Annotated in this window: 13 protein-coding genes; 4 read left to right on the top strand and 9 right to left on the bottom strand. The window is 36.6% G+C overall.

What is annotated here, in order from left to right; all coding sequences use genetic code 11:
• Positions 1 to 15: 15 nt before the first annotated feature.
• Both coxB and cyoE read right to left on the bottom strand, forming a co-directional pair.
• Entirely contained in the window at positions 16 to 1,086 is a 1,071-nt protein-coding gene (gene coxB / locus ACQ5H4_RS04455; protein WP_430773793.1) for a cytochrome c oxidase subunit II, read from the bottom strand.
• Positions 1,087 to 1,205: 119 nt separating this feature from the next.
• Positions 1,206 to 2,138 (bottom strand): heme o synthase, encoded by a 933-nt coding sequence (gene cyoE / locus ACQ5H4_RS04450; protein ID WP_430773792.1) that lies wholly within the window; start codon positions 2,136 to 2,138, stop codon positions 1,206 to 1,208.
• 638 nt (positions 2,139 to 2,776) lie between these two features.
• Between cyoE and ACQ5H4_RS04445 the strand changes: the two genes are divergently transcribed.
• Positions 2,777 to 3,715 (top strand): COX15/CtaA family protein, encoded by a 939-nt coding sequence (locus ACQ5H4_RS04445; RefSeq protein ID WP_430773791.1) that lies wholly within the window; start codon positions 2,777 to 2,779, stop codon positions 3,713 to 3,715.
• A 39-nt stretch (positions 3,716 to 3,754) separates the two neighbouring features.
• Here ACQ5H4_RS04445 and pyc read toward each other — a convergent pair whose 3' ends face one another.
• The 3 genes from pyc to ACQ5H4_RS04430 form a co-directional block, all read right to left on the bottom strand.
• Entirely contained in the window at positions 3,755 to 7,192 is a 3,438-nt protein-coding gene (gene pyc, locus ACQ5H4_RS04440) for a pyruvate carboxylase (protein WP_430773790.1), read from the bottom strand.
• A 74-nt stretch (positions 7,193 to 7,266) separates the two neighbouring features.
• Positions 7,267 to 8,481: an FtsW/RodA/SpoVE family cell cycle protein gene (locus ACQ5H4_RS04435; RefSeq protein ID WP_430773789.1), complete on the bottom strand. Its 1,215-nt coding sequence runs from the start codon at positions 8,479 to 8,481 to the stop codon at positions 7,267 to 7,269.
• Positions 8,482 to 8,668: 187 nt separating this feature from the next.
• Positions 8,669 to 8,950, bottom strand: a complete 282-nt coding sequence (locus ACQ5H4_RS04430) for an Fpa/YlaN family protein (protein WP_119707406.1) — start codon at positions 8,948 to 8,950, stop codon at positions 8,669 to 8,671.
• 194 nt (positions 8,951 to 9,144) lie between these two features.
• On the opposite strand from ACQ5H4_RS04430, the gene ACQ5H4_RS04425 reads away from it, so the two are divergent.
• A complete protein-coding gene (locus ACQ5H4_RS04425) occupies positions 9,145 to 9,642 on the top strand; it encodes a peptidyl-prolyl cis-trans isomerase (protein ID WP_430773788.1) in 498 nt (165 codons plus the stop codon).
• 75 nt (positions 9,643 to 9,717) lie between these two features.
• On the opposite strand, the gene ACQ5H4_RS04420 is transcribed toward ACQ5H4_RS04425, so the two are convergent.
• Positions 9,718 to 11,046 (bottom strand): PhoH family protein, encoded by a 1,329-nt coding sequence (locus ACQ5H4_RS04420; RefSeq protein WP_430773787.1) that lies wholly within the window; start codon positions 11,044 to 11,046, stop codon positions 9,718 to 9,720.
• A 171-nt stretch (positions 11,047 to 11,217) separates the two neighbouring features.
• On the opposite strand from ACQ5H4_RS04420, the gene ACQ5H4_RS04415 reads away from it, so the two are divergent.
• Positions 11,218 to 11,817 carry a YhcN/YlaJ family sporulation lipoprotein gene (locus tag ACQ5H4_RS04415; RefSeq protein ID WP_430773786.1) on the top strand — a complete coding sequence of 200 codons (600 nt, stop codon included), beginning with the start codon at positions 11,218 to 11,220 and terminating at the stop codon, positions 11,815 to 11,817.
• Between the two features lie 27 nt (positions 11,818 to 11,844).
• Here the strand turns inward: ACQ5H4_RS04415 and ACQ5H4_RS04410 are convergent, their stop codons facing one another.
• Positions 11,845 to 12,300: a pyridoxamine 5'-phosphate oxidase family protein gene (locus tag ACQ5H4_RS04410; protein ID WP_119707402.1), complete on the bottom strand. Its 456-nt coding sequence runs from the start codon at positions 12,298 to 12,300 to the stop codon at positions 11,845 to 11,847.
• A gap of 143 nt (positions 12,301 to 12,443) precedes the next feature.
• On the opposite strand from ACQ5H4_RS04410, the gene ACQ5H4_RS04405 reads away from it, so the two are divergent.
• Positions 12,444 to 12,644 (top strand): YlaI family protein, encoded by a 201-nt coding sequence (locus ACQ5H4_RS04405; protein WP_430773785.1) that lies wholly within the window; start codon positions 12,444 to 12,446, stop codon positions 12,642 to 12,644.
• 52 nt (positions 12,645 to 12,696) lie between these two features.
• Here the strand turns inward: ACQ5H4_RS04405 and ACQ5H4_RS04400 are convergent, their stop codons facing one another.
• Positions 12,697 to 12,984, bottom strand: a complete 288-nt coding sequence (locus ACQ5H4_RS04400; RefSeq protein ID WP_430773784.1) for a hypothetical protein — start codon at positions 12,982 to 12,984, stop codon at positions 12,697 to 12,699.
• Positions 12,985 to 12,988: 4 nt separating this feature from the next.
• On the bottom strand, positions 12,989 to 13,309 hold the full coding sequence (locus ACQ5H4_RS04395) for a YlaH-like family protein (protein WP_430773783.1): 321 nt from the start codon (positions 13,307 to 13,309) through the stop codon (positions 12,989 to 12,991).
• Between the last annotated feature and the right edge of the window lie 19 nt (positions 13,310 to 13,328).

The raw sequence follows: 13,328 nt of genomic DNA, 5'->3' as shown, positions 1-13,328 counted from the left end.
TAACAAAGTCCCCTATTAATCCTGTACCTTTAAGTTCATTAAGTATTCTGCTACAGCATCTAATTCTTCTGGAGTTAATTTGTTGTATGCATTTGTCATTTTGTTCCCAGGCTTATAAGCTTCAGGATCAGATATCCAGTTTTTAAGTTCTTCTTCTGAATGATCTAGTACCCCAGCGATACGTGATCTTTCACCAAAGTTTGTTAAATTTGGTCCAAGTCGTGCAGCTTCCGGAGCACCGGTTGCTGGTGTGACGGCATGACAACCAATACAGCTGTTATTAAAGACTTCTTGGCCTTGTTGTGCAAGTGGTGTTTCAGCCTTTTCAGGTTCTTTTACAGATTGCATATCTGCAACCCATTGATCAAACTCATCTGGTGAAATCGCTTTAACTTTAAAGTCCATTAAAGCATGAGAAGGGCCGCAAAGCTCTGCACATTTCCCGTAAAATAAATCTCCAGCCTCATTTGCTTTTTGCTCATCAAATTGCAAATAAAAACGGTTTACGTTGTCAGTGTTTGTATCCATTTTCCCACCAACAGCAGGAATCCAGAACGAGTGCTTTACATCTGATGCCTTTAAGTTAAAGTACACCTTTTGTCCTGTTGGAACTACTAGGTCCTGACTCGTAATAATTTCTTCGTTTGGATACTCAAATTCCCACCAGTAAAGATTCGCACGGACATTAATTACCAATGCATCCGTTTTACCATCTTCATTTTTCTTATCCATTTCTGATACATCTGCAAACTTGAATGTAGAAGCTACTGTTGGAACAGCTAGAATAAGAAGTAGAATAATTGGGATAACAGTCCAAATAATTTCTAACTTATGACTTCCTTCCACCTGCTTTGGAATGCTATTATCCTTACGGCGGAACTTTACAACCACGATCGTGAAGATCAAGGTTACGACGATAATTACCCCTACCATTATCGCCACAGATAACATCATTAAATCAAATTGCTCTTTAGCAACCTCACCGGCTGGCTGAAGCGTTGACAAGAACGGTTCACCACATCCGGAAAGTAGTAGCGTTATGATTGCAAACATTGAAATCATTCGCCATTTCGCAAGCCTTTTCATAGCTTAATCAAACCCCTCTTTCGTAAAATATTTCTTCCCTGAAATGTTTGATCAGTAAAAAAATTTATAGACAACCTCACCCTCAGACAGGAGGGTAAGGTTTTTCTAACAAACATATTTTATATTAGTGTGACAATTACCATAGCAACAAAGAGAATAGTTAGATATTGTAGTGAATAGACAAACATGATCTTTGCCCATTTCATATCGTCCTTTTTCTTATAGCCATATAAACCAGTAACTAACCATCCAACATTTAATACTGACGCTAAAATAAGAAATGGAAGCCCTAAGCTAGTCAGTAGGAATGGAAGCGGCAACAACGCAACAATCCATAGAATGATATGTTTTTTTGTTGTTTCGAATCCTTTAACAACCGGTAACATAGGAATGCTAGCAGCTCTATATTCTTCTACCCTTCTCATCGCTAGTGCATAAAAATGAGGTGGTTGCCATGCAAACATTATTAGGAATAAACTCCATGCCATGATACCCAAATCTCCATCAACCGCTGACCAACCAATAAGTGGTGGTACGGCACCCGATATACTTCCTATGATGGTATTTGAAACAAGCTGACGTTTGGACCACATCGTATAAAGTACAACATAGCTAAACACTCCTACAAGTCCAATAACAACAGCTGTTAATGTTGTTAACGCAAGAAAAATAGTACCTACTGTAATTAGAACTAACCCCATAATAATGACTTTTCGTGGTTGTATGTTTCCCGTTACAGTTGGTCTATCCTTTGTTCGTTCCATTAGAGGATCAATATCTCTATCATAGTAATTATTTATGGCACAGGATCCTGCTATAATGAGCGAAGATCCAATTAATGTATAAAAAACAATATCTAGATTTGATAAGAAGCTTTTCTCTCCAAAGTGAAGCGCTAACCAAAGTCCAGTAAAGGTAGTAATTAAGTTGGAGTTTACGATTCCAATTTTGATCAAAGCAAGGAAATCCTTCCAAGCATTTGTCTTTGGTATCTCAATGCCGTTATCATCACCGTTTATCGTTGCTTCACTTATTGATCTTGAACCCGCCATTTTCTCTCCTCCTTTCCCTATAAACAAATCAGGTCACACGACACTACAATAACTATAGTACATTATTAGTTCTAATGCTATATTGTAATAAAAAACGAATATCACCGATTTTAGTCAATATTCTGCCAATAGTTTTCATTATCTTAATAGTGGAAATAATGTTAAATATTTGTGTAGAAAAATAACATTTCCTCAATCTATTAAATCATACTTCGCTCCATTTTTGTGAACTTTTTTTGAATTATTTTTGAATTATTTTTGAATTATTTGTGTCCTGATTTGTTTCGTAAAACAGGCTATTTATTTTGTTAAAATAATATTTATGCGATTAATTGGTCGTGTGATCTCATTAAAAGCAACTCCAATATGTATCTTGATCACCCGTAGAATTATATCCGAAAAACAATCCATTAGTTTCCAATTTACTCATAGTGTTAAATACTTAATATATATTGTAAAAACTCGGTAGATTGTGTAGTATCAAAAATGCAGTATTTCTCATATTAACTTCTATTTTTTTTCCTACTAATTCGTTATGATAAAGATATATTAAAATGTGGTTATTATTATACTGTTCATTATACATGTCAATAGAATCTTATGACAAATTTGTGAACTTGGATGAGAAGGTGATTTTTTTGAACAGAGCCTTGAAATGGTTTTCTGTCCTTACAACGATTGGTATGTTATTGATTCTATTAGGAGGAGCTCTTGTCACAAAAACGGAGTCTGGAATGGGTTGTGGTCGTTCTTGGCCTTTATGTAATGGACAGCTTATTCCAACTGACATATCACTAGAGTTAATTATTGAACTTGCTCACCGTGTGGTTTCTGGTGTTGTCGGCTTAATGGTATTGGTATTATCCATCTGGTCTTGGAAAACGATTGGTCATATCCGTGAGACAAAATTTTTGTCGGCATTATCTTTTTTCTTCCTCGTATTACAAGGATTAATTGGTGCTGCCGCTGTTGTTTGGGGACAGTCAGATTTTGTACTAGCTTTACATTTTGGTATCTCATTAATTTCATTCGCAGCTGTCTTACTTTTAACACTCCTTATTTTTGAAGTAGACAAGCGTTTTGAAGCTCATAAATTAATCATTGATACACGTTTGCGTAAGCATATTATTGGAGTTAGCGTATACAGTTATGTAGTCGTTTACACTGGCGCTCTAGTAAGGCATGTGAATGCTAGCCTAGTATGTAGAGACTGGCCATTTTGTTTAAATAACTCAATTGGCTTACCCACAAATTTTTACGAATGGGTACAGATGGGGCACAGATTTGCGGCTGGCTTAATTTTTCTTTGGATTGGATATATTACTCTATTAGCTTATAAACATTTCAAACATGAGAAAGTTATTGTTTGGGGTTGGACGATAGCGTTTATACTAGTATCCCTTCAAGTAATGACTGGAGCCTTAATCGTTTTCACTCGACTTAACTTAACGGTCGCCTTAGCACATGCATTTTTTATCTCTTGCTTATTCGGGGTATTAAGCTATTTTATCCTCCTCGTTACTCGAAGTAAAAAGAATCAGATTGCTCTTAACAAGAAAAATAATCACTCGCTGTAAAAAAAGGTGTTGCACTTAAGTGCAACACCTTTTTACTGTTTACTTTTGTAACTCGATAAGGAGATCGCCTGTTTGAATTGCTTCTCCATTTGATACATAAATGTCTTTAACAAAGCCTGAGTACGGAGCTTGAACCGTCGTTTCCATTTTCATAGCTTCTGTAATCATTAAGTGATCTCCTTTTTCGACCTTTTCGTCTTTTGAGACTAACACTTTAATTACTGTCCCTGGCATGGAAGCACCGATATGTGTTTCTTTCTTCGGATCAGCTTTAATCTTAGTGGCAACAGTGGACTTAATACTTTCGTCCTTAATAACAACCTCTCTCGGTTGTCCATTTAACTCAAAGTAGACAACACGAGTACCATCAGCTTGAGGCTGACCAATAGAGATAAGCTTCACGATTAATGTTTTACCTGTTTCAATTTCGACTTCTATTTCCTCTCCTAGTCTCATGCCATATAGGAAAGTAGGTGTATCTAACACCGAAATATCGCCAAACTGCTCAACCATAGTCGTATAGTCTTTAAATACCTTTGGATATAATGCATAAGCAATGGCATCAAAGCTCGTTACAGGTCTTCCTAATTCTTTGAATAACTTTTCTTTTAAAGCTGTAAAATCAACATCCTCTAATAGTTCTCCAGGTCTTACCGTGATTGGCTCACGACCTTTAAGGATCACTTTTTGAAGTTTTTCTGGGAAGCGTCCAACAGGCTGTCCTAAGTATCCTTCAAATAATTCTACAACCGAATTAGGGAAATCGAGACTATCTCCTTTAGAAAGGACATCCTCTTCCGTTAGGTCGTTTTGAACCATATATAACGCCATATCACCTACGACTTTTGAAGACGGAGTAACTTTAACGATATCACCAAACATATGATTTACTCGCGCATACATTTCCTTCACATCTTCCCACTGGTCAGCAAGGCCAACTGCCTTTGCTTGTTGTTGAAGATTGCTATATTGACCACCTGGCATTTCGTGCTGATACACTTCTGTATGAGGAGACATCATTCCACTTTCGAAATCGTGGTAGTACTTTCTCACATCTTCCCAGTAGTAAGAAAGCTGTTCTAACGCTTTAATATCTACCTTCGGCTTACGATCATTGCCTTCAAGTGCATAGTACAATGTGTTTGCACTTGGCTGTGACGTTAATCCTGCCATTGTACTTAATGCTGTATCTACAATATCTACACCAGCCTCAATGGCTTTTGCATACGTAAATATCCCATTACCACTTGTATCATGAGTGTGTAGGTGAATCGGAATATCAATGGTTTCTTTTAATTCAGAAATTAATTGATATGCAGCTTGTGGCTTTAATAACCCTGCCATATCTTTAATAGCTAAAATATGTGCCCCTTGATTTTGAAGTTCTTTAGCCAAATCCTTATAGTAGTTTAAGTTATACTTCGGTCTTGATGTATCAAGGATATCTCCTGTATAACAAATCGCTGCTTCAGCTATTTTCCCCGTATCTCTTACGGCTTGGATAGCTACTTCCATTCCTTTAACCCAGTTCAGACTATCAAAAATACGGAATACGTCGATACCTGCATAAGCAGATTTCTCTACAAACTCACGAATCACATTGTCTGGATAATTTTTATAACCAACAGCATTTGAAGCTCGAAGTAGCATTTGGAATAATACATTTGGAATCTGCTTTCTTAAAGTTAAAAGTCTATCCCATGGATCTTCCTTTAAGAAATTGTACGCAACATCAAACGTTGCTCCACCCCACATCTCCATAGAAAACATATCAGGTAGTAATAACGATGTCGGCTCTGCGATATGCTTTAAATCTGTCGTACGAACACGAGTAGCTAACAAGGACTGATGAGCATCTCTAAAAGTAGTATCTGTTAAAAGAACTTCAGGTTGCTCTTTAATCCACTTTACTAAGCCTTCTGCTCCTCTTTCATCAAGAATTTGCTTTGTTCCACTTTGAACACTTAATGAATCTGTTAATGGGATTCTTGGCTTATCAAAAACAGGCTTTTTCTTTTTCTCAATTCCTGGGAATCCGTTAATTGTGACATTCCCAATATAAGATAGCATTTTTGTCCCTCTGTCTTTACGGACTGGGAACATAAATAACTCAGGTGAAGAATCAATAAAGGATGTATCGTAATTTCCACTGCGGAAATCTTTGTGCTTTACAACATTCTCCAAGAAAGGAATATTCGTTTTAATTCCACGGATACGGAACTCTTGAAGATTTCTTACCATTTTGGCACAAGCTTGTTCATACGTTAAGGCATGGGTAGATAGCTTAACAAGCAAGGAATCATAGTATGGAGTAATAATCGCTCCTTGGAAACCGTTACCCGCATCTAATCTTACTCCAAAACCACCACCTGAACGGTACGTCATTAATCTTCCTGTATCAGGCATGAAATTGTTCAACGGATCTTCAGTCGTGACACGAGATTGTATCGCATATCCCATAATACGAATATCTTCTTGCTTAGGAATACCTATCGTTTCTTCATGTAGCTCATGTCCTTCTGCAACCAATATTTGTGTTTGAACAATATCAACACCAGTGATCATCTCAGTAATGGTATGCTCAACTTGTACGCGCGGGTTTACTTCAATGAAGTAAAATTCGTCACCTGAAACAAGGAATTCTACTGTTCCAGCATTTAAATAATCTACATTTTTCATTAAATCAACAGCTGCGGCACAAATTCTATCTCTAAGTTCTTCTGATATAGAAATACATGGTGCAACCTCTACTACCTTTTGATGACGACGTTGTACCGAGCAATCTCTTTCATAAAGGTGGACAATATTACCAAACTCATCTCCGATAATTTGAACCTCGATATGCTTCGGCTTTTCAATATACTTTTCTACGTAAACCTCATCATTTCCAAACGCTGCTTTTGCTTCAGATTTTGCTCTCGTGTAGGCTTCCTTTACTTCTTCTAAGTGCCTAACGATACGCATACCTCTTCCACCACCACCGAGTGATGCTTTAATGATGATTGGATAGTGATACTCTTTCCCAAATGCAATAACTTCTTCTAAGCTATTTACAGGACCATCGCTACCAGGAATAACTGGAATCCTTGCAGCTTGGGCTTGTGTTCTAGCTTTTACCTTGTCTCCAAACATGTCGAGATGCTTTGATTTTGGACCAATAAAGATAATTCCTTCTTCTTCACATCTTCTTGCAAAATGAATGTTTTCTGAAAGAAATCCATAACCTGGGTGAATGGCATCGACATCACTATGCTTCGCAATGTTAATAATCCCTTCAATGTCCAAATAAGCATCAATCGGTTTTTTACCTTCACCGACGAGGTATGCTTCATCGGCTTTATAACGATGATATGCACCAGAATCTTCTCTTGAATATATAGCAACTGTTCGTATATTAAGCTCTGTACAAGCTCTAAACACACGTATAGCTATTTCTCCTCGGTTTGCAACTAATACCTTATTAATCTTTCTTTGCAAGTAAAACACCCCATTCTGTATATTTATACTATATTGTATTTATAAAAAGCGCTTGGTCAAGAAACCAAGAGCGCTTATTTTTTTATTTGAACGCCTTCAAATCGGTTATTAGGATGAATCGTTTCTACTTTCTGATCATTCGTTTCCTTAAACTTTTTCTCATAATTAACGAACATAGAAACATTCACTAAGATGCCCATAGCAATGGAGAGTTGCAGAATAGATGAGCCTCCATAACTAATAAACGGCAATGGAACTCCTGTTAACGGAATGACTCCCGAAACCCCTGCTAAGTTTACAAATGATTGTATACCTATCATCCCCGCAATTCCGATTGCTAGCAAACTACCAAAAGCATCCTTTCCTTTTAAACCAATGTAAATTCCTTTTAGGACGATAAAACCTAAGCCGAACAATACAAATGCAACTCCAAATATTCCAAGTTCCTCAGATATTACAGCCATTATAAAGTCCGTATGGGGCTCAGGTAAATACCCTAATTTTTGGACACTTTGTCCCAACCCTAGACCTTTAATGCCACCAGCCCCTAAGGCAAGGAACGAATTAACCATATGATAGCCTTCCTTTTGGGCTATCTCTTCAGCAAAAGGATTAAAAAATGCTTCAAACCTTCCGACACGTACGGAGGAAAATATTTTATCCTGAAATAATATAAGCATTGGGATAGATGGAATCGCACCCAACATAACTAATTTTCCTATATTTTTGATATTCATTCCAGACGAGAGGATGATCACGCCTGAAATAGCTACTATTAGAGCAGCTGTTCCAAAGTCAGGCTGAAGTGCAATTAAAAAACAAGCAATGATGATAAAAGCAAGTGGTGGTAGTACACCATGATTGAACTGATTAATATACGATTGTTTCTTTGCATACACTGCTGATAAGTAAACTATAGCACTTACCTTTACAAATTCAGATGGTTGCAGGCTTAGCGGACCTATCTTATACCAACTTTGAGCATTTCCCGCGGAATGACCGAATGGAAATATGAAAATGAGTAATGCAAATGAAAATAACACAACAGGAACTAAAAAACGATTGCTAAGCATAATTTTGTAAGGAAATACAGAAAAGAAAAGAAATAAAACAGCACCAACTACTAAAAATAGTTTTTGACGATCATAAAAATGATCACTTTCATATCCATACCTTTGAATAGCTGTAACCATACTTGAACTATATATCATAACTAGTCCAAATATAGATAACAATACCACAACTAGGATTAACGAATAATCATAAGATTTTAATATTTTTTTAAACATGTAACCCTCTTCCTCATCTTCTAAGTCGTAATATGTATTATATTATAACATTGAATTTCCTGCATTTGATGTGAAGAAAAGTACAACTAAAAATTATTATCTTAATAATATCAAATTTTCAGAAAAAATACTTTATAAAAAAACTCAAACAGTCTCTCTCGAGAAAGTTTGAGCTTTCGAAAGTACGTTATTTTCTTTGCGATGCTTCATGAAGGGCTGATAGTTCTCTTTCTAATTCTCCTAAAATCGCCTTACCTTCTTTTTCTTCAATCAAGCCAAGGCGAACAGCAAAATCTATTTCACGAGATAGACCAAACATTTGTGTATCCAGAACCTCTTCATATAACGGACACTGAGGCATCGTTAAGTTATCCATTTGTACTTTAATTAACTTTAGAATTTTATCAGCGTCAGCCTTTAATAAGGCATTTGCTCTTTCTTTATGATCTAAAACCATGTCAGACGCCAACTTAGTCCCCCCGTTTCCGAGCGTTTATCCTATCTATAAATTTTATACGTTTAAGAGGAAAATTGCAAGGATAAACAGGAGAACCCGTAGAAAGATTCAGGGAATTTTGAATATCCTCCAAAATTTTGAATATCCTCCAAAAATGACTTTTATCCTCTTTACGTCTATACTAAGGATACAAAGGGGGAACTGTTATGGAAAATATTGTACCAATCCAAGGGAAAGTAAAATTCACAATCACCTTAGACCCTGGAGTATGGATATTTGACGATCGTAGAGTAGATTTAACTACCTATTTTGAGGAAAGTCAAGTAGAAGTAGATGATTTGGAAGAATATAAAAAAAGCATGTCCAAGCATTGGGACCGTGAAATAATGGAGGGAGCTGTTTTTCCTCCCACTTTAAAGACCGAGAAAAAATTTGAAAAAGAAAAGGTTCTGACGGGTACATTTGGAATGCCGCTGAAGCCATTTTTAAAAAATGCAGAGATTAAAGATGATGCAAAAAACTTAACACTCGTGACCACAGATGGCGAGGTATCTATGCCACTAGCTGTAGGGCAAGAACTAATTTTAGGTTTCTCAAAGGATGGTAAGCCATTAACAAAAGATGGACCCGTGTATGCCTTTTACGGAGACGGTTCTAATAAACATCAGCCAATAAAAAATATCCGTGCGGTAGCTATCGAATAAAAGAAGGCTCAACCTTCTTTTATTTGATAGCTTGTTAATGCTTGTGCCATTTAAGAGTAAAAAAAATCACTTTACTTATAAAAGATCAGCTGCTAATTGTGCAAGACCAGATCTCTCTCCCTTAAATAACTTTACATGGCCGGATATCGATTGGTCCTTAAACCTCTCGACTACATATGTAAGGCCATTGTTATATGCATCAAGATATGGATGGTCAATTTGCTCAGGGTCGCCCATCAGCACGATTTTACTTTTTTCTCCAACTCTCGTAAGAATGGTCTTCACTTCATGTTTTGTTAAATTTTGGGCTTCATCAATAATAATGAACTGCTCAGGTATACTTCTTCCTCTTATATAAGTAAGAGCCTCTACTTCAATCGACCCCATGCCTGCAAGAATGGCATCAAGCTCCCCAGGCTTTTTCACATTAAATAAGTATTCTAAATTATCATAGATGGGCTGCATCCATGGCCGTAGCTTTTCTTCCTTTTCACCTGGTAAAAATCCAAGGTCTTTCCCAACAGGAACAATCGGTCTAGCCACTAATAACTTCTTATATTCCCCGAAATCTTCCGTCTGCATTAATCCTGCAGCGAGTGCCAGAAGAGTCTTCCCTGTTCCTGCCTTACCGATTAAAGTCACAAGTGGAAGGTCTTTTCTTAGAAGCAACTCAATCGCCATAGTCTGCTGAACATTTCTTGAGCGAATTCCCCATATATGATCATGATCAAACACTAGCTTTTTAATTCTTTGTCTCTTTGAATCGACCATACCAAGTGCTGATTGCGAAGATCCCATTGCATCCTTAAGCACCAAGAACTGATTTGGATAAAAAGAATACGTAGAAAATAATGATATTGGAATTTCTCCCTTTTCATAAAACTGATTTAACACATCCACGGCGACAAATAATTCTGCATAGCCAGTATATATGGCATCATTTTCTATGACTCGATCACTTAAAAAATCTTCTGAATTCAAACCGATTGCATCAGCTTTTACTCGTACTAATGCATCTTTACTGACCAAGATTACAAGTCGACCATTTTCTTTTGTTTCTTCTTCTAAAGATAAATTTTTGGCTACAGCAAGTATCCTGTTATCATTTGTTTTCTCAACAAAAATATCCTGGAGCTGATGAAAGGATCGATGATTCAACTCAATTCTAATCACTCCACCATTTTCAAGTGGAATTTTTTCATGTAATTTTCCAGTTTGTCTTAAATTATCAATGAGCCTTGATACTTGTCTTGCATTTCTTCCGATTTCATCCATATACCTTTTTTTCGAATCCACTTCCTCTAGTACTACGGCTGGTATTACCACCTCATTGTCCTCAAAGGAAAAGATGGAATATGGGTCTTGTAACAAGACATTGGTATCTAATACGTAAATTTTACTCAAACTGATGCCTCCTGCTCCTCTTAATTCTATAGTAATTTGAATTAACCACATGTCCTTGCCAAAATTTCTGCTTAAGAAAAGAGCTTTGGTAAACTATATGTTTTCTTGTATAAAGATAGAAGAATTTTTGCACAATAAACGGTAACCAAACATTAATCGGAGGTGGACTTTATGAAGAAAACCCTTGCTATACTGGCATGCTGCTTGTTTATTTCCGCGTGCGGAAGTCAGGATAATACAAAATCTAAAGCAAACCAGAACGAAGAAGCACGTACCATAAATGTCAAAAATAGTACCATACCTAATATTGACCGCGAAACGGGCCAAGAGGTTTCCAAACATCTTGTTGATCTAGCGACTTCTATCCCTAGTGTGAATGATGCCACGGCTGTTGTTTTAGGAAGATATGCGATTGTTGGTATTGATGTAAATGAAGACATCGACAGATCTCAAGTAGGGTCAATTAAATATACTGTTGCTGAAAGTTTGAAGAATGATCCACATGGTGCAAGAGCAGTGGTTATCGCCGATCCAGATATGACCGCGCGATTAAGAGAAATTCAAGAAGACATTCAAAGTGGAGAGCCTATTCAAGGAATTGTAAATGAATTAGCTGATATATCCGGTCGTTTAATGCCAGAGGTTCCAGCAGATATTATCGATCCAAATGCAAATAAAGCAACCGAGGAATCAAAAAACAAGCTGAATGAAGGAGAAACAAAAGAGTTAGATAAAGCACAAGAAAAACAATCACAAGGTCATAAGGATTAATAACTAACAAAAGCTTAGCCCAGAAGGCTAAGCTTTTCTCATTGCATCCATTACTTGATTATCAAGACGTGTTGCTGCCGCTTTGTCATATGTTTTATCATATTCTGGCTCAACAGTTATTTTTGAACCATAGAACATAACGTCTCGCACTTCTTTAATGGAAATTTCTATTAAAGCAAGCTTTAGTGGTACATCATTTATTTTTTCCATCTTAACACTTGCTTCTCCACTTATTGAATAAGTTGATTCATTCACAATTAAGTTTACAACGACTTGATTGTTTTTTTGAATGTTTTGTACAATTCTCGAACGATTATCTACAGCAAAATAGATTTTTTCATCGGTCTTTGCTAAAATCCAAGAGATGGCACTTACATTCGGTCCCCCTGTTTCAAAGTCTACTGTTGAAAGCGTTACAAAACGCTCTTTTTGCAAGGCATCAAACAGTGGCTGAATTAATTTTTGTTCAACTTGGTTAGGCATACCATTCCCTCCTTATATTTCTATATTATAACTACTTAATGGTAGTTTCAACCTTGAAACCCATTTTGTACTGCTAGTCCTATCCATATAGAAAATTTTACTATACAATACAGAAAGAAGATAAATGTTGAGGTGTACCGAATATGAGAGTAAAATGTGTAATTTGCGATAAGATTGAATCTATACCAGGTGACTCCTTTCAAGCGAAACGACTTCGGAATCGTCCGATACATACCTTCATGTGTAAAGAATGTGAAGAAAGAATTGCTACTCGCACAAAGGAAAGAATTGCAACCGGAAACTTTAGGCTTTATAAGCCGAAAGATGAGGAAGATGATTGGTAAACCGAGATGGTTAAAAAAATCCGCCCCGTTATTAGTAACGGAGCGGATTTTTTTATTCTGGGTAATTTGCGTATCTTTCTGGTGACTCATTGATTTGGTTTAACATGACTTCAATGAGCTCTCTTGGGAATCGATTTGACTTTCTTTCCCCACCTAAATCGTAATGAACGTAATACATAACTGCATCAGTGGTAACCTCAATATTTTTTATACCTTGATCTTCAACAAGCATATCATAAAACATTTTCTCTGTATCCACTGCAGCAGTATCGTCCGGGCGTTCATCAACTACGACTTTAATCGTAAGCCAGTTATAGAGTGTATCTTGTAGTGATTTCATTTGATTACTCCTCTACATCCACTTGATTATGCTTTTTCTCTTGATGCAGGCGGATTTTATATATGATGAGAATGAGCGCTGCTACAGCTAATCCCTCCACAATTGGGAGACCGTAGGAGAAAATCAACAAAACAAAGCAGCCTAAAACTAAACAAGTGTATATGACAACATTTTTTAAAATGGACAGTTTCTTTGCAAAACCTAATTTGTAAACAATTACTGTCAAAATAATTAATGTCACAAACTGAAGCCATGTACCCGTTTTTACATCGGTTAGTTCGATAAAAAATCTAAGACTAGGTGAAAACCCTTGTAGTCCTTCCACGCTACCCCTCTCCTTTAAT

Source organism: Bacillus coreaensis, assembly GCF_050586445.1.
Classification (GTDB): Bacteria; Bacillota; Bacilli; order Bacillales; family Cytobacillaceae; genus Robertmurraya_A; species Robertmurraya_A coreaensis.
This window is presented reverse-complemented; position numbering and strand designations above follow the sequence as displayed.